The sequence below is a fragment of the Pseudomonas sp. HMSC057H01 genome (assembly GCF_001836405.1).
GTDB classification, from domain to species: Bacteria; Pseudomonadota; Gammaproteobacteria; order Pseudomonadales; family Pseudomonadaceae; genus Pseudomonas; species Pseudomonas aeruginosa.
In genome coordinates, this window is the sequence record NZ_KV828475.1 from 323,031 (window position 1) to 347,123 (window position 24,093).

Here is a 24,093-nt window from a genome sequence, read left to right on the forward strand (position 1 = left end):
GATGCTCTGGCCCGCTACGCTGATCGGAGCCGGAGCCGGCTGGGCCCTGGCCAGCATCCCCGGCGCCCTGCTCGGCGGCCTGCTGGGGCAACTGCTGGACCGCAGGTTGCGCCTGGAGTCCTGGCGCGGCCTGCTGGCGCGCTTGCGCGGGCGGGCGGTGAACGATGAGGACGACCTGCTGTTCCAGTTGCTCGGCTATCTGGCCAAGAGCGGCGGGCGGGTGGAGGAGATGCATATCCGCCAGGCGCGCGAGGAGATGGCGTTGCGCAAGCTCGATAGGCGAGCCCAGCGGCGTGCCATCGCGTCCTTCGGCAAGGGCAAGGCCGGCATCGCCCATCTGCAGGCGGAGGTCGCGCGTCTGAAGGGCGAACGTGCGGAGGCAGTATTGCTCGCCTGCTGGCGGATGGCCTGGGCTGGCGGCGTGCTCAGCCAGTCGGCGCGACAACTGGTGTTGCAATGGGGGCGCTGGCTGGGTTGGTCGGCGGAGCGAACGGAACGCTTGTCGGCGCGGGTCATGCCGAAGCGGACGCGCGCTGTCGCCCGGGATAGCTACCGTGAGGCCCTGCTGCTGCTCGGCGTGGAGGCCGGAAGCGAGCCGGCGCTGATCAAACGCGCCTATCGCAAGCTGATCAGCCAGCATCATCCGGACAAACTGGCGGGAGCCGGCGCCAGCGTCGAGCGCGTGCGTGCGGCTACCGAGAAAACCCGTGAATTGCAGGCGGCCTACGCCCTGGTCCGAGAGCGTGAGGGGTTCCGCTGATCACTCCGCAGGTTTCTGCGCATCGGCCTGCAGGTGAAGACTGAGCCAGCCGCGGATTCGTCGGTACAGTTGCTCCTGCTCCGCCTTGGGGTCGGCCGGTAGAGCCTGCATCGCGATTTGTACGTAGGCCGGGTGTTTCTGCCGCTTGCCGGCCTGCATGCGCAGCCTGGCCGCCTCGCGGTCGGCGCGGGCGTCGCGGTAATAGAAGTCGCCGGTCGCCAGTTTCAGCTTCGGCACCATATCTTCCAGCGCCGGGCGAAAATCGCGCGGTACCTCCGCGGCAACCAGCAGCAGGTTGTGGATTTCCGCAGGCTCCTTCTCCGCCAGGTAGCGTGCCGCCCAATAGGCGCCCGTGCCATGACCGAGCAGGACGACGCTTTTCGGTTCGTGCTGCAGGGCCAGGTCGATGCTCGCCTGCAGGCGCGCCATGACCCGTTCGGCGTGCGCCTTGCGCTGCTCGACCGGATCGATGGCTGGGGGAGGGGCCTGGTCCTCGCTCTGCGCCGGTTCGCCGCTGCCGGCTTCGGCGGTGCTTTCCGGCGCCGGCGCGTTGCCGCTTTCGCCTTTCACGTCAGGCTTGCTTGCGCTGTCCGCGGCGCTGGCGTCCTTGTCGGCGCTGGCGCTGGCGGCGGATTCCGCAGGGCGGGTAACCGGCGCGGTGCTCTGCGGGTCGGGCAGGGCCAGGCTCAGGGTCTGCCAGCCGGCATCCGGCAGTTTGCGCCTTAGCGGGCCGATGGCTTGCGGCCAGTCCGGACTTTCGCCATCACCGGGAACCAGGATCACTACACCTTCGGCCTCGGCGGTGTTGGCTGGCAACCAGAGGGTGAGGAAGCTTTCGTCGCCGGCCTTGAGGATCTGCTGGCCGTCCTCCGGCAACTGGCGCTCCAGCCCCTTGGCCTCGTCCTGGCTGCGCTCGCTGACCGCCGGGCGTTCCACGGGGGCCGGCGGCTGGTCCTTGGCGGCCTCCTCTTCGGCTTGAACGAAAGCCGGCGGCAGGAAAGCGGCGGCCAATAGCAGGGGCAGCAGGGCGGAGGGCTTCGGCAGTAGAGAGAAGGCCGGCATTGGAAATTCCCGATAGACAATCCAGAAGGCAGCCTAAACCCAGAGCACTTCTTTGTCAGGCCGAGCCTTCGCATGGTTCGCCGGTCGCGCTCGCGGTAAGGTATGCCCGCTTTTCCTTCCGTTGCGGTGTATTCCGTGGAGTGTCGCCGGCATGTTGCGTCGTTGCTGTCTGCTCTTCTTCTGTCTGCTGTTGAGCCTGCCCGTGCGAGCGGAGGAGTCGGTCGCCTTGCCGCTGACGGCAGAACTACGGACCTGGCTGGCGGAGCATCGGGAATTGCGCGTCGGGGTGGTCACCGAAGCGCCCTATGCCCAGTACGACCGCCGCCTGCAACAGTATTCCGGGGCCAACGTGGAGCTGATGGGCTGGCTGGCCACGGCAATGCAGGTGACCTTGCGGTGGCAGGGCTATCCCGACCAGGCGGCGCTCGACGATGCCCTGCGCGCTGGGCGCGTGGATATCGCTCCCGGCCTCAGCCAGACCCCAGCCGGGCTGCGCTTGTGGCTGTTCTCCGATCCCTACCTGCGGGTTTCCCGGCTGGTGGTGGGGAAGCGCGATGGCAGCGGCAGCGTCGAATTGGAGCAACTGGAGCGCGATACCCGGGTTGCCGTGCGTGCCGGCAGTTCGGTAGCCGACTACCTCAGCAGCACCTATAGCAGCCTGCAATGGGTGTCGGCCGATTCCGAACGCGAGGTGCTGCGCGCCGTGCTCGCCGGACAGGCACGCTACGCGGTGATCGACGAAGCGCAACTCAGTCGCCTGACCCGCGAACCGGAGTTCGCCGAGCTAGCGGTGGTTGGCGATATCGGCTACCCGCAGCTGCTACGGGTGGCGACCCGTCGCGACTGGCCGGAACTGGCGATGGTGGTCGACCAGGCGTTGCGCTCGCTGCCGCGCAAGTCCCTGGACCAGTTGCACGAGCGCTGGTTGCAACCCAAGTATCCGCGCCTCGGCGAGTCGCCGGGGTTCTGGCAGAACCTGTCGATCCTCCTCGGCCTGCTGCTGGCCGGCGCGCTGGCGGCGGTGTTCCTCCAGCGGCGCCAGCAGCATGCGCTGGAAGCCCGGCTGTACGGCGCCCGCCGCGACCTGGAGCTGCGCCAGGCGGCCGAGGAGGCGCTGCGCCTGACCCAGTTCTCCATCGACAACAGCACCCTGGGCATCCTCTGGGTCAACTGGGACAGCCGCGTACGCTACGCCAACCGCGCCGCCGAACAGATGCTCGGCCATGCCGACGGCCAACTCGTGGACCGTCCGCTGGCCGACTTCGAGCCCGGCCTGGACATGGACCGCTGGTTGAATCTTTGGCGTCGTGCGCGCAATAGCGAGGAGGGCCCGCTCAGCTTCGAGACCCGCTGCCTGCGCGCCGACGGCAGTTGGCTGCCGGCCGACGTCTCGCTTAGCTTCCTGCGCTTCGGCACGTCCGAGTATCTGGTGGTGTTCCTCAGCGACGTCACCGAGCGCCGCCGTGCCCGCGAGGCATTGCAGGAAAGCGAGGCGCGGATGAAGGGCATCGCCTCCAACGTGCCGGGCATGGTCTTCCGCCTGGAGCGCCCGCGGGCCGGCGCGTTTTCCGACTTCGCCTATATCAGCGAGGGCAGCGAGGCGCTGGTCGGCTACAGCGCTCTCGAGCTGATCGAGAGCGGCCGCGGCATTCGTGGCCTGGTCCATCCCGACGACCGCGAGCGCTACTGGTCGAGCCAGATGGCTGCCCTCGACGAGAATCGCGACTGGCATTGGCAGGGCCGCATCCTCACCCGCCAGGGCGAATTGCGCTGGGCCGACATCAAGGCTTCGGCGCGCTGTTTCGAGGATGGTCGCGCGGTCTGGGACGGGGTGGTCTGGGACATCACCGCGAACAAGCAGATCGAACTCGAACTCGGCGAGTCGCGCGCCCAGCTCCGCGAGCTGTCGGCGCACCTGGAGTCGGTGCGGGAGGAGGAGAAGGCGCGTATCGCCCGCGAGGTCCATGATGAGCTGGGCCAGGTGCTGACGGTGCTGAAGCTGGAAACCTCGATGTGCGAGCTGGCCTATGCCGATGCCCAGGAGGGCCTGCGCGAACGCCTGGGCAACATGAAAAAGCTGATCGCCCAGTTGTTCCAGCTGGTGCGCGACGTGGCCACCGCACTGCGCCCGCCGATCCTCGACGCCGGAATCGGCTCGGCGGTGGAGTGGCAGGCGCGGCGCTTCGAGGCGCGCACGCAGATTCCCTGCCTGGTGGAGGTGCCGGAGAACTCGCCGCAGTTGGTCGACGCCAAGGCTATCGGCCTGTTCCGCATCCTCCAGGAGGCGTTGACCAATGTCATGCGGCATGCCGAGGCGCATACTGTGCAACTGCGTCTGCTGCGCGAGGGCGACGAGCTGTGCCTGAGCGTCAGCGACGACGGTCGCGGGTTCGATGTTGCCACGGTGGGGCGTGGCAGTTCCTTCGGCCTGGTCGGCATGCGTGAGCGGGTGCTGATGATGGGCGGTACGCTGGACATCGACAGTGCCCCCGGCGAGGGCACCACGCTCAGCGTGAGGATTCCGCTGGGCGTCGCGAGCCCGTGACAAGAACAACCGCCGGCAAGGCGGAACAGCGTGAGGCAGCAAAGAGTGGTGATCCGAGTCCTGGTCGCTGAAGACCACACGATCGTCAGGGAAGGCATCAAGCAACTGATTGGCATGGCCAAGGACCTGCAGGTGGTCGGCGAGGCCACCAATGGCGAGCAGTTGCTGGAAACCCTGCGCGGAACGCCTTGCGAGGTGGTCCTGCTGGATATCTCCATGCCCGGCGTCAATGGCCTCGAGGCGATTCCGCGGATTCGCGCGCTGAACGAGCCGCCGGCGATCCTGGTGCTGTCGATGCACGACGAGGCGCAGATGGCCGCCCGCGCCCTGAAGATAGGTGCTGCCGGCTATGCCACCAAGGACAGCGATCCGGCATTGCTGCTCACCGCGATCCGCAGGGTCGCCGGCGGCGGACGCTACATCGACCCGGACCTTGCCGATCGGATGGTCTTCGAGGTTGGCCTGACCGATTCGCGTCCGCCCCATGCGCTGCTCTCCGAGCGCGAGTTCTCGGTGTTCGAGCGGCTGGTGCAGGGCGCCAACGTCAACGAGATCGCCCAGCAACTGGCGGTCAGCAACAAGACCATCAGTACCCACAAGGCACGCCTGATGCAGAAGCTCAACGCGCATTCGGTAGCCGACCTGGTGCGCTACGCGATGGAGCACCGCCTGCTCTGACAGGGGCGTTCGCCCAGGTTTTGCTCGCGGCTTGTGCGCCAGGTCCGGTTTTCGCGATCTGCTGTCTACCTGGCTTCCGCGCGGCAGGGAATGATGCTTGCCGGCCAACACGATAAGGAGAAGAAACGATGTTGCCAGCCATGAGGACGGGCCTGTTGTGCGCCCTTCTCGGAGTTACCGCGCCCGCCTGGGCGGAATACGTGACCGTGATTTCCTTCGGCGGCGCCAACAAGGAAGCCCAGGAAACCGCGTTCTACAAACCCTTCAAGAGCGCCACCGGCAATCGCGTGGTGCATGGCTCCTACAATGGCGACCTGGCCAAGCTCAAGCGCATGGTGGAGATCAGCCACGTCTCCTGGGACGTGGTGGAAGTCGAGGCGCCGGAGCTGGCGCGCGGTTGCGAGGAAGGTCTGTTCGAGAAGCTGGACATGGCGAAGGTCGGCGATCCCGCGGATTTCGTTCCCGGCGCGGTGCAGCCCTGCGGAGTCGGCATCTTCGTCTGGACCACGCTGCTTGCCTACAACCCCGGCAAGGTTGCGGGCAGCCCGCAGGGCTGGGCGGATTTCTGGGACGTGAAGAAGTTTCCCGGCAAGCGCGGCCTGCGCTGGGGCGCCAAGTACAGCCTGGAGTTCGCCCTGATGGCCGATGGCGTGGCGCCGAAGGACGTCTACCAGACGCTGGCGACGCCCGCCGGCGTCGAGCGGGCATTCCGCAAGCTCGACGAGCTGAAGCCCTATATCCATTGGTGGAAGTCCGGGCAGGACCCTGTGCGCGACCTGGCCGATGGCACGGTGGTGATGAGTTCGGCCTACAACGGGCGGATCGCCGCGGCGCAGGCCGAGAAGCAGCCCCTGGCAATGGTCTGGAGCGGCGGCGTCTACGATTTCGACTTCTGGGCGCTGCCGGTCGGGGTTTGGAAGAAGCAGTTGGCCGAGGAGTTCATCCGTTTCGCCAGCCAGCCGGAGCAGCAGAAGGCTTTCGCCGAGAACATCGCCTACGGCCCGGCCAACCGCAAGGCGGTAGGCCTCCTCGATCCGCAAGTGGCTGCCAGCCTGCCGACCGCGCCGCAGAACATGCAGAACGCGGTGGGTATGAACGTGGCCTTCTGGGCGGAGCACGGCGAGGCCCTGGAGCAGCGTTTCCAGAACTGGGCCAAGCGCTGAGGACGCCGTTGCGCGCCAGCCGGAGAGCGCTGGCGCGCAAACCTTTGCCCTTCTCGAAAGCCCCTTCCCAGAGCGGTCTGGCCCATTCCGGGGTGCATCTTTTTTGTAGGGCGATTCCTACAAAGAGCTTTCCTTTCCCCTGATAGAAAACTCTCTTGCCGGCCGATTTGCGTCCTGCGCCGGGTTCTCTAGGCTGTTCGCACAGCATCCATAAAACGAACAAAGGTGCGGTTATGGCCGAGACTCAAGGCGGCGATGTACTGGTCAGCTTCCGTGGCGTGCAGAAGAGCTACGACGGCGAGACCCTCATCGTGAAGGATCTCAACCTGGACATTCGCAAGGGCGAATTCCTCACCCTGCTCGGCCCCTCCGGGTCCGGCAAGACCACCAGCCTGATGATGCTGGCCGGTTTCGAAACCCCCACCGCCGGCGAAATCCTCCTGGCCGGTCGCTCGATCAACAATGTCCCTCCGCACAAGCGCGACATCGGCATGGTGTTCCAGAACTATGCGCTGTTCCCGCACATGACCGTGGCCGAGAACCTGGCCTTTCCCCTCAGCGTCCGCGGCATGAGCAAGACCGACGTGAAGGAAAGGGTCAAGCGCGCGTTGTCGATGGTCCAGCTCGACGCCTTCGCCGGGCGTTATCCGGCGCAACTTTCCGGTGGCCAGCAGCAGCGCGTGGCGCTGGCCCGCGCGCTGGTCTTCGAGCCGCAACTGGTGCTGATGGACGAGCCCCTGGGAGCGCTGGACAAGCAACTTCGCGAGCACATGCAGATGGAAATCAAGCATCTGCACCAGCGCCTCGGCGTCACCGTGGTCTACGTCACCCACGACCAGGGCGAGGCGCTGACCATGTCCGACCGGGTGGCGGTGTTCCACCAGGGCGAAATCCAGCAGATCGAGCCGCCGCGCAATCTCTACGAGCAGCCGCGCAACACCTTCGTGGCCAACTTCATCGGTGAGAACAACCGTCTATCCGGGCAGCTTCTCAGTTGCGACGGCGAGCGCTGCGTGGTCGGACTGCCGCGCGGCGAGAAGGTCGAGGCGCTGGCGGTCAACGTCGGCCAGCCGGGCGAGCCGGTGACCTTGTCGATCCGCCCCGAGCGGGTGCGCCTGAACGGTGCCAGCGAGTCTTGCGTCAACCGTTTCTCCGGCCGCGTGGCCGAGTTCGTCTACCTGGGCGACCACGTGCGTGTGCGCCTGGAGGTCTGCGGCCGCGACGACTTCTTCGTCAAGCAGCCGATCGCCGAGCTGGACCCGACGCTGAGCGTCGGTGATGTGGTTCCGCTGGGCTGGCAGGTCGAGCATGTGAGGGCGCTCGACCCTCTGCCGGCGGCGTGAGCGCCGGCAGTCCCGAACCGTACCGAAGCAACCCTGCACTGTGGAGAGAACAATAATGTCGAAATCCCTGAAAGCGGCCAGCCTGAAGTTCGCCACCCTGGCGGCCGGCCTGGCCTGCGCGGCCCAGGCCATGGCGGTGGACCTGACCGTGGTGTCCTTCGGCGGGGCCAACAAGAGCGCCCAGATCAAGGCGTTCTACGAGCCCTACCAGAAAGCCACCGGCAACAGGATCGTTGCCGGCGAATACAACGGCGAGATGGCCAAGGTCAAGGCCATGGTCGATACCAACAGCGTCTCCTGGGACCTGGTGGAAGTGGAGTCGCCGGAGCTGTCGCGCGGCTGCGACGAAGGCCTGTTCGAGGAACTCGACCCGGCGCAGTTCGGTAAGACCGAGGACTTCGTGCCCGGCGCCATCCAACCGTGCGGCGTGGGTTTCTTCGTCTGGTCCACGGTGCTCGCCTACAACGCCGACAAGCTGAAAAGCGCGCCGACCAGTTGGGCGGACTTCTGGGACATCAAGAAATTCCCCGGCAAGCGCGGCCTGCGCAAGGGCGCCAAGTACACCCTCGAATTCGCCCTGATGGCCGATGGCGTGGCGCCGAAGGACGTCTACGGCGTGCTCGCCACCAAGGAAGGCCAGGATCGTGCCTTCAAGAAGCTCGACGAGATCAAGTCGAGCATCCAGTGGTGGGAGGCGGGCGCCCAGCCGCCGCAGTACCTGGCTTCCGGCGATGTGGTGATGAGTTCTGCCTACAACGGTCGGATCGCCGCGGTGCAGAAGGAAAGCAACCTGAAGGTGGTATGGAACGGCGGCATCTACGATTTCGACGCCTGGGCCATCCCGAAGGGGGCGAAGAAACAGGAAGAGACCCTGAAGTTCATCGCCTTCTCGGTGCAGCCCCAGCAGCAGAAGACTTACTCGGAAAACATCGCCTACGGTCCGGCCAACAAGCAGGCGGTGCCGCTGCTGGACAAGGCCCTGCTGAAGGACATGCCGACCACTCCGGAAAACATCCAGAACCAGGTGGCAATGGACGTGACCTTCTGGGCCGACTACGGCGAACAACTGGAACAGCGCTTCAACGCCTGGGCGGCCAGGTAATCCTCGCCTGACCCTCCAGTGAGGGCCGGAGGGGCCGCCGCGCGGCGGCTCCTCCTACCGTTCCACACTTTCCAGGGTCGTTCCCGACGGCCCGCTTTTTTTCCGGAGTTCGCTATGGCCACAGCTGTGCCCATGTCCCAGGCCACCGGCAGCACCCTCAAGCAACGCCTGGCGCGCGCCGAGCGGATGAACCGCCTGAAGTCCCAGGCGCTGATCCTGCCCCTGCTGGCCTTCCTGGTCCTGACCTTCCTGGTGCCGATCGCCGCGCTGCTCTACAAGAGCGTGTCCAACCCGGAAGTGGTTCGCTCGTTGCCGCTGACGGTAGAGGCCATCTCCGCCTGGGACGGCAAGTCGCTGCCGGCCGACGCCGTCTACAAGGCGCTCAGCCAGGATCTCGCCGAGGCTCGTCGCAACCAGGCCATCGGCGATCTCTCCAAGCGCCTGAACATGGAGCTGGCCGGTTATCGCAGCCTGATGGCGAAGACCGCGCGCAAGCTGCCGTTCAAGGAGGAGCCCGCTTCCTACAAGGACGCCATGGAGCAGCTCGACGAGCGCTGGGGCGACCCCGCCTACTGGCAGGTGATCCGCCGCAACGCCAGCAGCTATACGCCCTATTACCTGCTCGCAGCCCTCGACCACCGGATCGACGATCTCGGCGAAGTGGCGCGCGCCACCCCGGACCAGGCCATCTACCTGGACATCTTCGCCCGCACCTTCTGGATGGGCGCGGTGATCACCGTCATCTGCCTGCTGCTGGCCTACCCGCTGGCCTACCTGCTGGCCAACCTGCCGACGCGCAAGAGCAACCTGCTGATGATCCTGGTCCTGCTGCCGTTCTGGACCTCGATCCTGGTGCGTGTCGCCGCCTGGATCGTCCTGCTGCAATCGGGTGGCCTGATCAACGGCGCGCTGCTCAAGCTCGGCCTGATCGACCAGCCGCTGCAACTGGTGTTCAACCGCACCGGCGTATACATCGCGATGGTGCACATCATGCTGCCGTTCATGATCCTGCCGATCTACAGCGTGATGAAGGGCATTTCGCCGAGCTACATGCGCGCCGCGATTTCCCTCGGCTGCCACCCGTTCGCCAGCTTCTGGCGGGTGTATTTCCCACAGACCGTCGCGGGCGTCGGCGCCGGTTGCCTGCTGGTGTTCATCCTGTCCATCGGCTACTACATCACCCCGGCGCTGCTGGGCAGCCCGAACGACCAGATGGTCAGCTACTTCGTCGCCTTCTATACCAACAGCACCATCAACTGGGGCATGGCCACCGCCCTCGGCGGCCTGCTGCTGCTCGCTACCCTGGTGCTCTACGTCGTCTACAGCTGGCTGGTGGGCGCCAGCCGCCTGCGCCTGGGATAGAGCGCCTTCCGAGAAGGCCAACCGGTTCCCCTCTCCCTTCGGAAAAAAGACTGCCCGGAGGGCGGGGAGAGGGGGATCCGCACGAAACACATTGGAGAGCGAGTCATGCTGAGTCCCTACATGTCCCCGGTCGAGCGCCTGTGGTTCTACTCCCTGCGCATCCTCTGCGGCCTGGTACTGCTGTTCCTGGTACTGCCGGTGCTGGTCATCGTGCCGCTGTCGTTCAACTCCGGTACCTTCCTGGTCTACCCGCTGCAAGGGTTCTCCCTGCGCTGGTACGCCGACTTCTTCCAGTCCGCCGAGTGGATGCGCTCGTTGACCAACAGCATGATCGTCGCTCCGGCGGCGACCCTGCTGGCGATGGTCTTCGGCACTCTGGCGGCGATCGGCCTGACCCGCGGCGAGTTCCGCGGCAAGGCACTGGTGATGAGCCTGATGATTTCGCCGATGGTGGTGCCGGTGGTGATCATCGGCGTGGCCAGCTACCTGTTCTTCGCTCCGCTCGGGCTCGGCAACAGCTACCTGTCGCTGATCGTGGTGCATGCGGTGCTCGGCGTGCCGTTCGTGATCATCACCGTCTCCGCGACCCTGCAGGGGTTCAACTACAACCTGGTGCGCGCCGCCGCCAGCCTCGGCGCGCCGCCGCTGACCACCTTCTTCCGGGTGACCCTGCCGCTGATCGCTCCCGGGGTGATCTCCGGCGCGCTGTTCGCCTTCGCCACCTCGTTCGACGAAGTGGTAGTGACCCTCTTCCTCGCCGGCCCCGAGCAGGCCACCCTGCCGCGGCAGATGTTCAGCGGCATTCGCGAGAACCTGAGCCCCACCATTGCCGCCGCGGCGACCTTGCTGATCGGTTTCTCCGTACTGCTGTTGCTGACCCTGGAGTGGCTGCGCGGGCGCAGCGAGAAGATGCGTACAGCACAACCCGGCGCCTGAGGCGCAGGGCGCGCCCGGCCTGGTCCGGGCGTCGGCTGCTGCGGCGAAAAGTCGTCATTTTCACCGCCAAAAACCGATAACGGCTACAATGCGCGCCTTCCGTGATCCCCTTTGAGGTGCGCCATGCAACCCTTCGCCATCGCTCCGTCGATCCTTTCCGCCGATTTCGCCCGCCTGGGCGAGGACGTGGACAAGGTGCTCGCCGCCGGTGCCGACATCGTTCACTTCGACGTGATGGACAACCACTACGTGCCGAACCTGACCATCGGCCCGATGGTCTGCTCGGCGCTGCGCAAGTACGGCGTGAGCGCGCCGATCGACGTGCACCTGATGGTGTCCCCGGTGGATCGCATCATCGGCGACTTCATCGAAGCTGGCGCCACCTACATCACCTTCCATCCGGAAGCTTCCCAGCACATCGACCGTTCCCTGCAACTGATCCGCGACGGCGGTTGCAAGGCGGGCCTGGTGTTCAACCCGGCCACTCCGCTGGAGGTGCTGAAGTACGTGATGGACAAGGTCGACATGGTCCTGCTGATGAGCGTCAACCCCGGCTTCGGCGGGCAGAAATTCATCCCCGGTACCCTCGACAAGTTGCGCGAGGCACGCGCCCTGATCGATGCCTCCGGACGCGAGATCCGCCTGGAGATCGATGGCGGCGTCAACGTCAAGAACATCCGTGAGATCGCCGCGGCGGGCGCCGATACCTTCGTCGCCGGCTCGGCCATCTTCAACGCCCCGGACTACGCCGAGGTCATCCGCGCCATGCATGCCGAACTGGCCCAGGCGCACCAGTAATGAGCGCTGCGGAGCCGTTCTTCGCCACGCGCCTGCCGCGTCTGGTGATGTTCGACCTGGATGGCACGTTGGTCGATTCCGTTCCCGACCTCACCGCCGCGGTCGACAGCATGCTCGCCAGCCTCGGGCGGCCACCGGCGGGCATCGAGAAGGTCCGCCAGTGGATCGGTAACGGCGCGCGTGTGCTGGTGCGTCGCGCCCTGGCGGGAAGCATCGAGCATGACGGCATTGGTGAGGAAGAAACCGAAGCCGCGCTGGCGCTGTTCATGGAGGCCTATGCCGACAGTCATGCGCTCACCGAGGTCTACCCCGGCGTCGTCGACACCCTCAAGTGGCTCAAGCGCAACGGCGTGGAAATGGCGCTGATCACCAACAAGCCGGAGCGCTTCGTCGCTCCGCTGCTGGATGAGATGAAGCTGGGTCGCTATTTCCGCTGGATCATCGGCGGCGACACCCTGCCGCAGCAGAAGCCCGACCCGGCGGCGCTGCTGTTCGTGATGAAGATGGCCGGCATCGAGCCCGAAGATGCGTTGTTCGTCGGTGACTCGCGCAACGACGTGCTCGCCGCCAAGGCTGCCGGTGTGCGCTGCGCGGCGCTGACCTATGGCTACAACCACGGCCGGCCGATCGCCGAGGAAGCGCCCACCCTGGTCATCGACAACCTGCGCGACCTGCTGCCTTGCGCCGACCAGGCCGCTGAGATAGTGTTGCCGGACGACTCCCTTTCCCCCTCCGACCAGCGAGATCAAGCCGTGGCGGTCAGCAAACTCTGGATGAAGGTCATCAAGGCCCTGGCGCGTTGGCGCTGGCGCGCCTGACATCATCCTCCGCCGGATAGCCGGCGCGCGTTTGCACCCTGTTGACCGTTCTCTCCTCCGATGAGGCTGATCATGAATCGCGAAGAATTCCTGCGGCTGGCCGCCGATGGCTACAACCGCATCCCGCTGTCCTTCGAGACCCTTGCCGACTTCGACACGCCGCTGTCGATCTACCTGAAGCTGGCCGACGCGCCGAACTCCTACCTGCTGGAGTCGGTGCAGGGCGGCGAGAAATGGGGGCGCTATTCGATCATCGGCCTGCCGTGTCGCACGGTGCTGCGGGTCTACGACCATCAAGTGCGGATCAGCATCGATGGCATGGAAACCGAGCGCTTCGATTGCGCCGACCCGCTGGCTTTCGTCGAGGAGTTCAAGGCGCGCTACCAGGTGCCCACCGTGCCCGGCTTGCCACGTTTCGATGGAGGCCTGGTCGGCTATTTCGGTTACGACTGCGTGCGCTACGTGGAAAAACGCCTGGCCACCTGTCCGAACCCGGACCCGCTGGGCAACCCGGATATCCTGTTGATGGTGTCCGATGCCGTAGTGGTATTCGACAACCTGGCTGGGAAGATCCACGCCATCGTCCTCGCCGATCCCTCCGAGGAAAATGCCTACGAGCGCGGCCAGGCACGTCTGGAGGAGCTGCTGGAGCGTCTGCGCCAGCCGATCACCCCGCGTCGCGGCCTCGACCTCGAGGCGGCCCAGGGCCGGGAGCCGGCGTTTCGTGCCAGCTTCACCCGCGAGGACTATGAAAACGCGGTAGGAAGGATCAAGGACTACATCCTGGCCGGCGACTGCATGCAGGTGGTGCCGTCGCAGCGCATGTCCATCGAGTTCAAGGCGGCGCCCATCGACCTGTACCGCGCGCTGCGCTGTTTCAATCCGACGCCCTACATGTACTTCTTCAACTTCGGCGACTTCCATGTCGTGGGCAGCTCGCCGGAGGTGCTGGTACGGGTCGAGGATGGCCTGGTGACGGTGCGCCCGATCGCCGGTACCCGTCCGCGCGGGATCAACGAAGAGGCCGACCTGGCGCTGGAGCAGGATCTGCTGTCGGACGCCAAGGAGATCGCCGAGCACCTGATGCTGATCGACCTGGGGCGCAACGACGTGGGGCGGGTGTCCGACATCGGCGCGGTGAAGGTCACCGAAAAAATGGTGATCGAACGTTACTCCAACGTCATGCACATCGTGTCCAACGTCACCGGGCAATTGCGCGAGGGGCTCAGCGCGATGGACGCGCTGCGGGCGATCCTGCCGGCGGGTACGCTGTCCGGCGCGCCGAAGATCCGCGCCATGGAGATCATCGACGAGCTGGAGCCGGTCAAGCGTGGAGTCTACGGCGGCGCGGTCGGCTACCTGGCATGGAACGGCAACATGGACACCGCCATTGCCATCCGCACCGCGGTGATCAAGAACGGTGAACTCCACGTGCAGGCCGGCGGCGGTATCGTTGCCGACTCGGTGCCGGCGCTGGAGTGGGAAGAAACCATCAACAAGCGCCGGGCGATGTTCCGCGCCGTGGCGCTGGCCGAGCAGAGCGTCGAGTAAGACGGCGCGAGGCGGAAGAAAAAAAGGCGGATGGCGTTTGCGTCATCCGCCTTTTTTGTGCTCGGCTGGACCCTCGCATTGGCTTCGCCCTACGCGGAACCGCTTTCGTAGGGCGAGTATCGCGACGCGATATCCGCCAGGCGGAGCATGGTGTCGCTCCCTACGATGCTGGCAACGGCGGGCCGCTCAGGATGCGATGCTGTCCGCGCCTGGCTGTGCTCGACGGGCGCTTCCGGCTTGGTTCGCGCGCTGGTCGACGTAGGCGGCGAGGTGATCGAGGGCCACGAACTGCATGGCCTTGTGGCTATCGTCGAGGGTCGTCACTGGCAGGGCGATCCGCCCGCATGCCAGGGCCTTGCTGAAGTTTTCCTTGTTCAGGTTGCGAAACCAGCGTTCGCGAACCTGCTCCAGCGGCACCAGGACGTCGCCGAAGATGCGGTAGACCAATTCCACGGTTTCCTGGCGTGGAATCGGAGTGCTAGGGGCGATGGTTGGCTGCATGGTATTCCCTCCTGCGGCTGCACGTCGTTGAGGGAAATATAGCTCAGGTTGTTTTCTTGTTCAATAGCTGAAGTTGTAGAGCGGGCGAGCGCCAGGCGCTCACCGCACCAGGGACGGGCCGCGCCGGTGGCGTACGGTGGACCACCAGAAGACCCAACCGATCATGCTGATCTGGCGGCTGCGCATGTCCTCCGGCGAGTACTCCTCGTCCGGATATTCCTCGCGGTTGAAGCTGCGCAGGCGAATGCCGCCGCCGGGCAGGCGATAGACGAACTTCACCCGCAGCATGCCGTCATGTTCGAGGGCGTAGATCTCGCCATCGGTGATATGGGTGGTGGCGGTGTCCACGCCGATGGTGGAGCCATCCATGATCAGCGGTTCCATGCTGTTGCCGGTGAGTTGGGCGCAGATCGCCGCCGACGGATCGACGCCCGAGGCACGCAGCGTGGCATAGGAAAAACGCAGCTTGCGCCCCTCTATCTCGCGTACCGCAGTGCGTCCGGCGCCGGCGGACATCTCCACTTCCTTGTACAGCGGCAGTTCCACTTCGTCTTCGTCCAGCGGTGTGTCGCTGTCCCACGGATGCAGCGGTTCCAGCACCAATGGGCTGCCATCGGCCACGGACACGGCACTGCGCGCGGCTGGAGTGCCTTCGCCGGTCTGCAGCCAGACCGGCGAGACGCCCAGGGCCGCCGCGATCTCGATCAGCTTGCGGGTGCTCTGGGCCTTGCCCGAGGTCAGCTTGTGAATGGTGTTCTGCGAAACCCCTGCCGCTTCGGCGAGGGTTTCCTGCTTCAGGTTGCGCATCGCCATGGCCTGCTTGAGGCGAGCGGCGAAGCTGTCGGGCGGGATCTGGGTGCTCTTGTCCATGCTCGGCAATCTACAGACCGATGGATTTTCTGTAAAGAGCCTAGGTGTTGACGATAAATAGCTTTGGTTGTAATTTCTCTTCCGTCAGAAAGCGGAAGGGGTGAGTTCCACAACTTCCCACCCGCCTTTCAGAGATTTCACATGGGTGCAGGGACGCACCCGGTTGTCGGCAACCGACGATGCAGGTGCCGACTGCTTGGGTGCCGGGGCCACGGGAAAGCGCTCCGGCACCTGGAGGGTCGGAGCGCCGTCCATGCAGACGCTCCGTCCCGCTCATTCATTCTGTCGCCGACCTGCTTCAGGTACGGCGGCGTCGTACAGGGAGTCATTGCCATGTCGCGAGATACGCACTCGCCATTTCCGCGCAGAGGAACGCAGGTCGCCGAACCGGCGCCGCGCATCTGTCATGTTCCATCCATTCGGCCGACGGGCGTCGTGCACGCCAGGGAGGCTTTCCATGGCTGACCTTGCCGATCACGCCAACGAACTGGTCCTGGCTCGCCTCGACGGCCTCCTGGCGGCGCGCCCGGCGCTGGCCATCCGCGAGTCCGCGGAAGACTGCGAGGACTGCGGCGAGCCCATTCCCCAGGCGCGCCGCCGGGCGGCACCGGGTTGCAGTCGCTGCATCGACTGCCAGGACCGCCACGAGCGCCGTTGAACCGACCTCATGCCGAGCCCTCGCGGGCAGTGAAAGGAGACACGACCGTGATCAAAGCCATCGATGAAATGCTCAAGCTCTGGGCCGAGGAAATGCACGCGCCAGGCAGCAACGGAGGCGGCTACGCCGGCGGCAACCTGATCGCCATGCTGATCGCCAGCAAGGGCGAGGTGGTCCGCGGCCACCGTGGCAGCCGGGTGATCCTCGACCGTGTGGCGGAGGTCGATCGCCTGGTAAATCGCCTACCCGAGGAACTGAAGAACGTGGTGGTGGAGCACTATCTCAATCGCGACAGCTTCCCCGAGCAGAAGTACCGCCACTGCGGTTGCAGCCGCAACACCTTCTATCTGCGCCTGCATGTGGCGCACCAGGGTATCCAGGACGGCCTGCTGCGGCGGGTGGCCTGAGTTCCTGGACCGGATACCGTGTCCCCCCTGGAATTTTCCAACCGGCCTTCGGGCCGGTTTTTTTATGCCTGTCGCCCATGGAGGCGGCGAGCCCCATGCACAGCAGCGGACCCTGCACGGTAGAGGCGGGGTCGGGCTGGCGGAGCCATCCTTTTCGTCAGTCGATGCCGGGCTTTTCCATATCGGAAGTGGGTACGCGCTTGCCCGGATGCCTGGCGAAGGTTCCCAGGGCGGTATATCACCCTCATATCGTGGTGCGTCTCCCCCCTATTGCAGTGGATTGTCGAGAAGGCATTGCCGGGCTGGGAATCGGGCGGTAAAAAGTAGTCATTCTTGTAAAGGTGCGTCCCCAGGGAGGCACTCGTGAAGCACCGGAACCCGGCCCTGGCGCCGGGTTTTTTATTGCCCGGGAAAACGTTCGTGCGGACGTGCCCGGCGCTGCCTGCCAAGGAGGGACCCATGGGCAACGAACCGCAGACACTGACGGAAATGCCGCTCTGGGTACTGATCCTGCTCGCCGCGCTGGGCGGCGTCAGCGGCGAGATGTGGCGTGCCGACAAGGCCGGTCTCGGCGGCTGGGCCTTGTTGCGGCGCCTGGCGCTGCGCTCCGGCGCGTCGATCGTCTGCGGCGTGGCGGTGATGCTGCTGGCGTTGGCTTGCGGCGCCGCGCTGCTGTTCGCCGCGGCGCTGGGCAGCCTGACCGCCGCGGCCGGCGCGGAGATCGCAGTCGGTCTCTACGAACGCTGGGCCGCCCGGCGCCTGGGGGTTTGCGAGCTGCCCGAGGAACAGTCGGGCGACCGTGGCCCCCATTGAAACTGATCGAAGGAGTCAACCATGCCTGAACAGGCTGTTACGCTCGAGGCTCTGTACGCGGCCATCGAGCAGGTACTGCGTGAGCGTCTGCCGGAGGCGCAGTTGATCGGCTTCTGGCCAGGCGTGCCGGAAAATACCCCGGCGGTTTCCCTGGAAATAGCCGAGCTACTGCCCGAGCGCGATCCCGGTACCGGCGAGAGTGCCCTGCTGTGCCGCCTGCAGGCGCGGATAATGGTGCCGCCTGGTGCCGATCGCCAGGCGGTATCCATTGCTTGCGGAATCGTTCGGACATTGCGCGAGCAGACCTGGAACCTGTCTCTGGAACCGGCGCGCTTCGTACGCTCGGCCGTCGACGGCAGTCGCGAGGAGCTGAAGAGCCTGCGTGTCTGGCTGGTCGAGTGGACGCAGTCGCTGCGTCTCGGAGACCCGGAGTGGGCCTGGGAGGACCAGCCGCCGGGCAGCCTGATGCTGGGCTTCGACCCGCAGACCGGCCCCGGCCATGAGCCGGACTACTTCGCTCCGGAGGCGTTGGCATGAGCTATGTCAGTGCGGAGCATGACCGCATGCTCGCCGCGATGATCCTGCCCTGCGTGGTGGTCGCCGTGGACCTGGCAGCGGCGCGGGTACGGGTGCGCTCCGGCGACTGGACCAGCGGCTGGCTGCGCTGGCACTCCCTGGCAGCCGGCAAGGTTCGCCACTGGCGTGCGCCGAGCATAGGCGAACAGGGGGTACTGCTCAGTCCGTCGGGCGGAGTGTCAATGGGTACCTTTATTCCCGGTTTGTACGGCGATGCGGGCACGGCGCCGGACAACAGCGCCAGCAGTGAGACCTGGCGTTTCGACGACGGCGCCTCGTTGAGTTACGACTGGGCTGCGCATCGCTACCGCGTCGAGCTGCCCAGCGGCACCGTGGAAGTGAGGGTCGGCGCCAGCGAGGTGCGGGTCAGCGACGGGGCGGTCAGTCTCAAGGCGCCGAAGATCAGCCTGGAAGGACCGGTGGAGATCGCCGGGACACTGACGGTCAGCGGAGACATCCTCGGCGGCGGCTCGATCATCGACACCGCCGGCAACAGCAACCACCACACCCATTGAACATACGACGGGGCTGCCGAAGGGCGGTCCGTCGAACATTCAACCGGCCCGCGCGAGCGGGCCTTTTCGTTTGCGGAGTTCGCCATGGGCAACACTCACAGCCATTCGGAGCCAGGCGCGGCCTGTCGCTGCCGGAGCGGGAGGACGGGGCGATGATCGGGATGGATCGCCGTAGCGGGCTGCCCCTGTCCGGCCTGGCTCATCTTAAACAGTCCGTCGAGGACATCCTGACCACCCCGTTGGGCAGCAGGCGCATGCGCCCCGAGTACGGCAGCAAGCTGCGGCGGATGGTCGACATGCCGGTGAGCGAAGGCTGGAAAAGCGCCGTGCAGGCCGAGGTAGCCCGTTCCCTGGGGCGCTGGGAACCGCGCATCGCATTGTCTGCCGTGCGAGTCGTCGCGGTCGTCGATGGCCGCGTGGATCTGCTCCTGAGCGGCGTGTTCGAGGGCGAGAACATCAATATGGAGGTCTCGGCGTGATCATCGATCTTTCCCAGTTGCCGGAGCCAGAGGTTATCGAAAACCTCGATTTCGAGACGATTTACCAAGAGCTGTTGGGCGACTTCCGCGAAGCCATGGCTGGCGAATGGACAGCGGAGGTGGAGTCGGATCCGGTTCTCAAGCTTCTGCAACTGGCGGCCTATCGAGAACTGCTGCTGCGGGCGCGGATCAACGATGCGGCGCGGGCGGTGATGCTGGCATACGCCAGCGGTGCCGATCTCGACCAGATCGGTGCCGGCTTCAATGTGCAGCGTTTGCTGATCAGGCCCGCTCAGCCCGAGGCGGTACCGCCGGTGGAGGCGCAGTACGAGAGCGACAAGTCGCTGCGCAATCGCATCCAGCTCGCGTTCGAGCAGCTATCCGTCGCAGGACCGCGGAACGCCTATATAGCCCATGCGCTGGGCGCGGATGGAAGGGTGGCGGATGCCTCTGCGACCAGTCCGGCGCCCTGCGAAGTGCTGATCAGCGTGCTCGGGGTGGAAGGCAACGGGCAGGCACCGGAAGCGGTGTTGCAGGCAGTGCGCCTGGCGCTGAACGCGGAGGACGTGCGTCCTGTCGCGGATCGGGTAACGGTGCGCTCGGCAGGAATCGTTCCCTATCAGGTCAAGGCGCAGCTCTACCTGTTTCCCGGCCCCGAGGCCGAGCTGATCCGTGCCGCCGCCGAGGCTTCGCTGCGCGACTACATTTCCGCCCAGCGCCGCCTGGGCCGCGACATCCGGCGTTCGGCCCTGTTCGCCACCCTGCATGTCGAAGGCGTGCAGCGCGTCGAACTGCAGGAGCCTGCGGCCGACGTGGTCCTGGATGAAACCCAGGCGGCCTATTGCACGGGGTACGCGATCACCTTGGGAGGCGTCGATGAGTAGCCGACTGCTGCCGCCAAACAGGAGTTCTCTGGAACGCTCTCTGGGTGATGTATTGCCTGCCGAACTGCCGGTGCCGCTTCGTGAGCTTAACGATCCGGCACGCTGTGAGGCGGCCTTGCTGCCCTACCTGGCCTGGACGCGCTCGGTGGACCGCTGGGACCCGGACTGGAGCGACGAGGCCAAGCGCAATGCGGTAGCGACGTCCTTCGTCCTGCACCAGCGCAAAGGCACGCTGACAGCGTTGCGCCAAGTGGTCGAGCCGATCGGTGCGCTGAGCGAGGTCACCGAATGGTGGCAGCGAAGCCCGACCGGCGTGCCGGGGACCTTCGAGATCACCGTGGACGTCAGCGACCGTGGCATCGACGAAGGCACCGTACTGGAGCTGGAGCGCTTGCTCGATGACGTCCGCCCGGTGAGCCGACACCTGACCCGCCTGGACCTGCGCATCACCCCGGTAATCCGGTCCCGTCACGGACTGGCCGTGACCGACGGCGACACCCTGGAAATCTTCCCCTGGAAACAGTGACATGACGACCAATACTCCGAAATACGGTGGCCTGCTCACCGACATAGGTGCCGCTGCGCTGGCTGCGGCCAGCGCAGCAGGCAAGAAATGGCAGCCGACTCATATGCTGATCGGCGATGCTGGCGGTGCGCCGGGCGACACGCCGGATCCATTGCCTTCGGTGGCGCAGAAGAGCCTGATCAACCAACGCCATCGGGCCCAGCTGAATCGGCTGTTCGTTTCCGACAAGAACGCCAATACCTTGGTTGCCGAGGTGGTGCTTCCAGTTGAGGTAGGTGGCTTCTGGATCCGCGAGATCGGCCTGCAGGATGCCGACGGCAAGTTCGTCGCGGTATCCAACTGCCCGCCCAGCTACAAGGCTGCGATGGAAAGTGGCAGTGCGCGGACCCAGACCATTCGGGTGAACATCGCGCTCTCCGGCCTGGAGAATGTCCAGCTGCTGATCGACAACGGCATCATCTACGCCACTCAGGACTGGGTGAAGGAAAAGGTCGCTGCCGATTTCAAGGGCCGCAAGATCCTGGCTGGCAATGGCTTGGTCGGTGGGGGCGATCTTTCTGCCGACCGCAGCATTGGCCTGGCGCCTTCCGGCGTGACGGCGGGCAGCTATCGCTCGGTCACGGTGAACGCCAACGGGGTGGTCACCCAGGGCAGCAATCCGACCACCCTGGCCGGCTATGCGATCGGAGATGCCTATACCAAGGCCGATACCGACGGAAAACTGGCGCAGAAAGCGAACAAGGCCACCACCCTGGCCGGCTATGGCATCACCGATGCGCTGCGAGTCGATGGCAACGCCGTGTCATCCAGCAGGCTGGCCGCACCGCGCAGCCTGGCAGCCAGTGGCGATGCCTCCTGGTCGGTGACCTTCGACGGCAGTGCCAATGTTTCTGCGCCGCTGAGTCTTTCCGCTACCGGTGTGGCGGCGGGCAGCTATCCGAAGGTGACCGTGGATACGAAGGGAAGGGTGACTGCTGGAATGACGCTGGCGGCGACGGACATTCCCGGGCTGGATGCGTCGAAGCTGGTCAGCGGGGTGCTGGCCGAGCAGCGTTTGCCGGTATTCGCGCGCGGGTTGGCTACTGCTGTCTCGAACAGTAGCGATCCGAACACCGCGACCGTGCCGTTGATGCTGACCAATCATGCGAACGGACCTGTTGCCGGACGATACTTCTACATCCAGTCGATGTTCTATCCGGATCAGAACGGCAATGCTTCGCAGATTGCAACGAGCTACAACGCTACATCCGAGATGTATGTACGGGTGTCCTACGCGGCCAACCCTAGCATCCGGGAGTGGTTGCCCTGGCAGCGCTGCGACATTGGAGGTTCCTTCACCAAAGAGGCCGATGGTGAACTGCCTGGAGGCGTCAACCTGGATTCGATGGTGACCTCAGGGTGGTGGAGCCAGAGTTTTACTGCCCAAGCTGCCAGTGGAGCCAACTACCCTATAGTTCGGGCCGGCCTGCTTCATGTGTACGCCGCGAGTAGCAATTTCATCTATCAGACGTATCAAGCCTACGATGGTGAGAGTTTCTATTTCCGGTGCCGGCATTCAAATACCTGGTTTCCCTGGCGTCGCATGTGGCATGGCGGAGACTTCAACCCCAGTGACTATCTGTTGAAGTCGGGGTTCTATTGGAATGCGTTACCGGGAAAACCTGCCACTTTTCCACCATCTGCACATAACCATGACGTCGGACAGCTTACTTCGGGCATTCTCCCCCTGGCACGTGGCGGCGTCGGTTCGAATACGGCAGCGGGAGCACGTAGCACTATCGGAGCAGGGGTTCCTGCGACTGCTTCCCTTGGGGCGAGCGGATGGTGGCGGGACAATGACACTGGCCTCATTAGGCAATGGGGGCAGGTCACTTGCCCCGCCGATGCCGATGCTTCGATTACGTTCCCGATTCCTTTCCCTACGCTATGCCTCGGCGGATATGCGAATCAGACGAGTGCTTTCCATCCGGGAACGGATGCCAGTACAGGTTTCCGTGGAGCGACTACCACTACCGCGGTGATTCGCAATGGCTACTTTGCTCAGGCGGTTCTTTCATGGGAGGCATTTGGACGATGAAGGGCGAATATTATTTCTCTCCAAGCCAGGTGGCATTCTATCCGGCCTCCTTGCGAGAGGTTTATGAATACGCAGGCTGCTGGCCAGTCGATGGCGAGTGGGTCAGCGCAGAGCTACATGAACAACTGATGAACGAACAGGCGGCAGGCCGAGCAATCAGTTCCGACGTGAAGGGGAACCCAGTAGCGATCGAGCGCCCTCCGCTTTCCCGTCAGCAACGTAGCGCCCATGAGCGGAGATGGCGGGATAGTCAGCTGTTGGCGACCGACGGCCTAGTTGTTCGCCATCGAGATCAATTGGAAACCGGAAAGGAAACGACCTTACTCCCTGTCCAATACCATGAACTCATGTCGTACAGAGCCAGCTTACGGGATTGGCCGGAAGAGCCTTTATTTCCCGACAGTGGCGGACGTCCGTCCGTACCAGATTGGCTCAGACGTTATGTCACCCCCTGAACCCCGCCTCGTGCGGGGTTTTTCATTAATGGAGATCTACCTATGAGTTTCTTCCACGGCGTTACGGTAACCAACGTCGATATCGGTGCGCGCACCATCGCGCTGCCGGCCAGCTCCGTCATCGGCCTCTGCGATGTGTTCACGCCGGGGGCGCAGGCAAGCGCCAAGCCCAACGTTCCGGTGCTGCTCACCAGCAAGAAGGACGCCGCCGCGGCGTTCGGCATCGGCTCGTCTATCTACCTGGCCTGCGAGGCCATCTATAACCGTGCCCAGGCCGTGATCGTGGCGGTGGGCGTGGAAGCCGCGGAGACTCCCGAGGCCCAGGCCAGCGCCGTCATAGGTGGTGTCAGCGCCGCCGGCGAGCGCACCGGACTTCAGGCTCTGCTAGACGGCAAGAGCCGCTTCAATGCCCAGCCACGTCTACTAGTTGCGCCGGGTCATTCGGCCCAGCAAGCGGTGGCCACCGCCATGGACGGGCTGGCCGAGAAACTGCGGGCCATCGCCATTCTCGATGGTCCCAATAGCACCGACGAGGCGGCCGTCGCCTACGCCAAGAACTTCGGCAGCAAGCGCCTGTTCATGGTCGACCCGGGCGTGCAGGTTTGGGACAGCGCCACCAATGCCGCACGCAAGGCCCCGGCTTCGGCCTACGCCGCCGGCCTGTTCGCCTGGACCGACGCCGAGTACGGCTTCTGGTCCTCGCCGTCGAACAAGGAGATCAAGGGCATCACCGGCACCAGCCGTCCGGTGGAGTTCCTCGACGGCGATGAGACCTGTCGCGCCAACCTGCTCAACAACGCCAATATCGCCACGATCATTCGCGACGATGGCTATCGCCTGTGGGGCAACCGCACCTTGTCCAGCGACAGCAAGTGGGCTTTCGTCACCCGCGTTCGGACCATGGACCTGGTGATGGATGCGATCCTCGCCGGGCACAAGTGGGCGGTGGACCGCGGCATCACCAAGACCTACGTGAAGGATGTCACCGAGGGCCTGCGCGCCTTCATGCGCGATCTGAAGAACCAGGGCGCGGTGATCAACTTCGAGGTCTATGCCGACCCGGACCTGAACAGCGCCAGCCAGCTGGCCCAGGGCAAGGTGTACTGGAACATCCGCTTCACCGATGTGCCGCCTGCCGAGAACCCCAATTTCCGTGTCGAGGTGACCGATCAGTGGCTCACCGAAGTTCTGGATGTCGCCTAAGGAGCGCCCGT

25 protein-coding genes are annotated in these 24,093 nt (G+C 65.0%); 22 read left to right on the top strand and 3 right to left on the bottom strand.

The features are described from left to right. Position 1 precedes the first annotated feature (1 nt). Positions 2 to 760, top strand: a complete 759-nt coding sequence (locus tag HMPREF2581_RS16980) for a DnaJ domain-containing protein (protein WP_003099547.1) — start codon at positions 2 to 4, stop codon at positions 758 to 760. On the opposite strand, the gene HMPREF2581_RS16985 is transcribed toward HMPREF2581_RS16980, so the two are convergent. Beyond that, the gene (locus HMPREF2581_RS16985; RefSeq protein ID WP_003137371.1) at positions 761 to 1,822 is read right to left on the bottom strand and encodes an alpha/beta hydrolase family protein; all 1,062 of its coding nucleotides are present in this window, start codon (positions 1,820 to 1,822) and stop codon (positions 761 to 763) included. A gap of 151 nt (positions 1,823 to 1,973) precedes the next feature. Here HMPREF2581_RS16985 and HMPREF2581_RS16990 point away from each other — a divergent pair, with 151 nt between their 5' ends. From HMPREF2581_RS16990 to trpE, 10 genes are all read left to right on the top strand, one after another. After that, positions 1,974 to 4,367 (top strand): PAS domain-containing sensor histidine kinase, encoded by a 2,394-nt coding sequence (locus HMPREF2581_RS16990; protein ID WP_003137372.1) that lies wholly within the window; start codon positions 1,974 to 1,976, stop codon positions 4,365 to 4,367. Between the two features lie 45 nt (positions 4,368 to 4,412). Next, positions 4,413 to 5,045 carry a response regulator gene (locus HMPREF2581_RS16995; RefSeq protein WP_003085103.1) on the top strand — a complete coding sequence of 211 codons (633 nt, stop codon included), beginning with the start codon at positions 4,413 to 4,415 and terminating at the stop codon, positions 5,043 to 5,045. 128 nt (positions 5,046 to 5,173) lie between these two features. Next, entirely contained in the window at positions 5,174 to 6,208 is a 1,035-nt protein-coding gene (locus HMPREF2581_RS17000; protein WP_003137373.1) for a polyamine ABC transporter substrate-binding protein, read from the top strand. A 233-nt stretch (positions 6,209 to 6,441) separates the two neighbouring features. Continuing rightward, positions 6,442 to 7,551, top strand: coding sequence for an ABC transporter ATP-binding protein (locus tag HMPREF2581_RS17005; RefSeq protein ID WP_003085109.1), 1,110 nt, complete (start codon positions 6,442 to 6,444; stop codon positions 7,549 to 7,551). A 55-nt stretch (positions 7,552 to 7,606) separates the two neighbouring features. Continuing rightward, entirely contained in the window at positions 7,607 to 8,653 is a 1,047-nt protein-coding gene (locus HMPREF2581_RS17010; RefSeq protein WP_003109043.1) for an ABC transporter substrate-binding protein, read from the top strand. Between the two features lie 114 nt (positions 8,654 to 8,767). Continuing rightward, positions 8,768 to 10,015 (top strand): ABC transporter permease, encoded by a 1,248-nt coding sequence (locus HMPREF2581_RS17015; RefSeq protein ID WP_003137376.1) that lies wholly within the window; start codon positions 8,768 to 8,770, stop codon positions 10,013 to 10,015. 105 nt (positions 10,016 to 10,120) lie between these two features. Then, positions 10,121 to 10,951, top strand: coding sequence for an ABC transporter permease (locus HMPREF2581_RS17020; RefSeq protein WP_003085119.1), 831 nt, complete (start codon positions 10,121 to 10,123; stop codon positions 10,949 to 10,951). Between the two features lie 123 nt (positions 10,952 to 11,074). Further along, entirely contained in the window at positions 11,075 to 11,749 is a 675-nt protein-coding gene (rpe, locus tag HMPREF2581_RS17025; RefSeq protein WP_003085122.1) for a ribulose-phosphate 3-epimerase, read from the top strand. Then, on the top strand, positions 11,749 to 12,567 hold the full coding sequence (locus tag HMPREF2581_RS17030) for a phosphoglycolate phosphatase (RefSeq protein ID WP_003099532.1): 819 nt from the start codon (positions 11,749 to 11,751) through the stop codon (positions 12,565 to 12,567). The genes rpe and HMPREF2581_RS17030 overlap by 1 nt, the downstream gene beginning before the upstream one ends. 72 nt (positions 12,568 to 12,639) lie before the next feature. After that, the gene (gene trpE / locus HMPREF2581_RS17035) at positions 12,640 to 14,118 is read left to right on the top strand and encodes an anthranilate synthase component I (RefSeq protein ID WP_003085126.1); all 1,479 of its coding nucleotides are present in this window, start codon (positions 12,640 to 12,642) and stop codon (positions 14,116 to 14,118) included. Between the two features lie 186 nt (positions 14,119 to 14,304). Here the strand turns inward: trpE and prtN are convergent, their stop codons facing one another. Further along, a complete protein-coding gene (prtN, locus tag HMPREF2581_RS17040) occupies positions 14,305 to 14,619 on the bottom strand; it encodes a pyocin genes transcriptional regulator PrtN (protein WP_003137378.1) in 315 nt (104 codons plus the stop codon). A gap of 99 nt (positions 14,620 to 14,718) precedes the next feature. Continuing rightward, positions 14,719 to 15,489 (bottom strand): transcriptional regulator PrtR, encoded by a 771-nt coding sequence (prtR, locus tag HMPREF2581_RS17045; RefSeq protein WP_003137380.1) that lies wholly within the window; start codon positions 15,487 to 15,489, stop codon positions 14,719 to 14,721. 457 nt (positions 15,490 to 15,946) lie between these two features. On the opposite strand from prtR, the gene HMPREF2581_RS17050 reads away from it, so the two are divergent. From HMPREF2581_RS17050 to HMPREF2581_RS17100, 11 genes are all read left to right on the top strand, one after another. Further along, positions 15,947 to 16,147, top strand: coding sequence for a TraR/DksA C4-type zinc finger protein (locus tag HMPREF2581_RS17050; RefSeq protein ID WP_003085132.1), 201 nt, complete (start codon positions 15,947 to 15,949; stop codon positions 16,145 to 16,147). A 47-nt stretch (positions 16,148 to 16,194) separates the two neighbouring features. Further along, positions 16,195 to 16,554 carry a PA0613 family protein gene (locus HMPREF2581_RS17055; RefSeq protein WP_003118907.1) on the top strand — a complete coding sequence of 120 codons (360 nt, stop codon included), beginning with the start codon at positions 16,195 to 16,197 and terminating at the stop codon, positions 16,552 to 16,554. Positions 16,555 to 17,013: 459 nt separating this feature from the next. Then, positions 17,014 to 17,367, top strand: coding sequence for a phage holin family protein (locus tag HMPREF2581_RS17060; RefSeq protein WP_003085137.1), 354 nt, complete (start codon positions 17,014 to 17,016; stop codon positions 17,365 to 17,367). 21 nt (positions 17,368 to 17,388) lie between these two features. Then, on the top strand, positions 17,389 to 17,904 hold the full coding sequence (locus HMPREF2581_RS17065) for a hypothetical protein (RefSeq protein WP_003101620.1): 516 nt from the start codon (positions 17,389 to 17,391) through the stop codon (positions 17,902 to 17,904). After that, complete coding sequence (locus HMPREF2581_RS17070; protein WP_003085141.1) at positions 17,901 to 18,458, top strand: phage baseplate assembly protein V; 558 nt, start codon at positions 17,901 to 17,903, stop codon at positions 18,456 to 18,458. The genes HMPREF2581_RS17065 and HMPREF2581_RS17070 overlap by 4 nt, the downstream gene beginning before the upstream one ends. Before the next feature lie 152 nt (positions 18,459 to 18,610). After that, entirely contained in the window at positions 18,611 to 18,937 is a 327-nt protein-coding gene (locus HMPREF2581_RS17075; protein WP_003085143.1) for a GPW/gp25 family protein, read from the top strand. Further along, positions 18,934 to 19,821, top strand: coding sequence for a baseplate assembly protein (locus tag HMPREF2581_RS17080; RefSeq protein ID WP_003085151.1), 888 nt, complete (start codon positions 18,934 to 18,936; stop codon positions 19,819 to 19,821). Before HMPREF2581_RS17075 ends, HMPREF2581_RS17080 begins: the two co-directional genes overlap by 4 nt. Further along, a complete protein-coding gene (locus HMPREF2581_RS17085; RefSeq protein ID WP_003137385.1) occupies positions 19,814 to 20,347 on the top strand; it encodes a phage tail protein I in 534 nt (177 codons plus the stop codon). Before HMPREF2581_RS17080 ends, HMPREF2581_RS17085 begins: the two co-directional genes overlap by 8 nt. Position 20,348: 1 nt before the next feature. Then, positions 20,349 to 22,424 carry a phage tail protein gene (locus tag HMPREF2581_RS17090; RefSeq protein ID WP_003137387.1) on the top strand — a complete coding sequence of 692 codons (2,076 nt, stop codon included), beginning with the start codon at positions 20,349 to 20,351 and terminating at the stop codon, positions 22,422 to 22,424. Next, complete coding sequence (locus tag HMPREF2581_RS17095; protein WP_003137388.1) at positions 22,421 to 22,879, top strand: phage tail assembly chaperone; 459 nt, start codon at positions 22,421 to 22,423, stop codon at positions 22,877 to 22,879. Before HMPREF2581_RS17090 ends, HMPREF2581_RS17095 begins: the two co-directional genes overlap by 4 nt. Positions 22,880 to 22,921: 42 nt before the next feature. Further along, entirely contained in the window at positions 22,922 to 24,082 is a 1,161-nt protein-coding gene (locus HMPREF2581_RS17100; RefSeq protein WP_003109051.1) for a phage tail sheath subtilisin-like domain-containing protein, read from the top strand. The last annotated feature ends 11 nt before the right edge of the window (positions 24,083 to 24,093 follow it).

Coding starts and splice junctions, on each gene's coding strand:
- HMPREF2581_RS16980 (WP_003099547.1), top strand. CDS start 2: ATGCTCTGGCCCGCTACGCTGATCGGAGCCGGAGCCGGCTGGGCCCTG.
- HMPREF2581_RS16985 (WP_003137371.1), bottom strand. CDS start 1,822: ATGCCGGCCTTCTCTCTACTGCCGAAGCCCTCCGCCCTGCTGCCCCTG.
- HMPREF2581_RS16990 (WP_003137372.1), top strand. CDS start 1,974: ATGTTGCGTCGTTGCTGTCTGCTCTTCTTCTGTCTGCTGTTGAGCCTG.
- HMPREF2581_RS17000 (WP_003137373.1), top strand. CDS start 5,174: ATGTTGCCAGCCATGAGGACGGGCCTGTTGTGCGCCCTTCTCGGAGTT.
- HMPREF2581_RS17005 (WP_003085109.1), top strand. CDS start 6,442: ATGGCCGAGACTCAAGGCGGCGATGTACTGGTCAGCTTCCGTGGCGTG.
- HMPREF2581_RS17010 (WP_003109043.1), top strand. CDS start 7,607: ATGTCGAAATCCCTGAAAGCGGCCAGCCTGAAGTTCGCCACCCTGGCG.
- HMPREF2581_RS17015 (WP_003137376.1), top strand. CDS start 8,768: ATGGCCACAGCTGTGCCCATGTCCCAGGCCACCGGCAGCACCCTCAAG.
- HMPREF2581_RS17020 (WP_003085119.1), top strand. CDS start 10,121: ATGCTGAGTCCCTACATGTCCCCGGTCGAGCGCCTGTGGTTCTACTCC.
- rpe (WP_003085122.1), top strand. CDS start 11,075: ATGCAACCCTTCGCCATCGCTCCGTCGATCCTTTCCGCCGATTTCGCC.
- HMPREF2581_RS17030 (WP_003099532.1), top strand. CDS start 11,749: ATGAGCGCTGCGGAGCCGTTCTTCGCCACGCGCCTGCCGCGTCTGGTG.
- trpE (WP_003085126.1), top strand. CDS start 12,640: ATGAATCGCGAAGAATTCCTGCGGCTGGCCGCCGATGGCTACAACCGC.
- prtN (WP_003137378.1), bottom strand. CDS start 14,619: ATGCAGCCAACCATCGCCCCTAGCACTCCGATTCCACGCCAGGAAACC.
- prtR (WP_003137380.1), bottom strand. CDS start 15,489: ATGGACAAGAGCACCCAGATCCCGCCCGACAGCTTCGCCGCTCGCCTC.
- HMPREF2581_RS17050 (WP_003085132.1), top strand. CDS start 15,947: ATGGCTGACCTTGCCGATCACGCCAACGAACTGGTCCTGGCTCGCCTC.
- HMPREF2581_RS17060 (WP_003085137.1), top strand. CDS start 17,014: ATGGGCAACGAACCGCAGACACTGACGGAAATGCCGCTCTGGGTACTG.
- HMPREF2581_RS17065 (WP_003101620.1), top strand. CDS start 17,389: ATGCCTGAACAGGCTGTTACGCTCGAGGCTCTGTACGCGGCCATCGAG.
- HMPREF2581_RS17070 (WP_003085141.1), top strand. CDS start 17,901: ATGAGCTATGTCAGTGCGGAGCATGACCGCATGCTCGCCGCGATGATC.
- HMPREF2581_RS17075 (WP_003085143.1), top strand. CDS start 18,611: ATGATCGGGATGGATCGCCGTAGCGGGCTGCCCCTGTCCGGCCTGGCT.
- HMPREF2581_RS17085 (WP_003137385.1), top strand. CDS start 19,814: ATGAGTAGCCGACTGCTGCCGCCAAACAGGAGTTCTCTGGAACGCTCT.
- HMPREF2581_RS17090 (WP_003137387.1), top strand. CDS start 20,349: ATGACGACCAATACTCCGAAATACGGTGGCCTGCTCACCGACATAGGT.
- HMPREF2581_RS17095 (WP_003137388.1), top strand. CDS start 22,421: ATGAAGGGCGAATATTATTTCTCTCCAAGCCAGGTGGCATTCTATCCG.
- HMPREF2581_RS17100 (WP_003109051.1), top strand. CDS start 22,922: ATGAGTTTCTTCCACGGCGTTACGGTAACCAACGTCGATATCGGTGCG.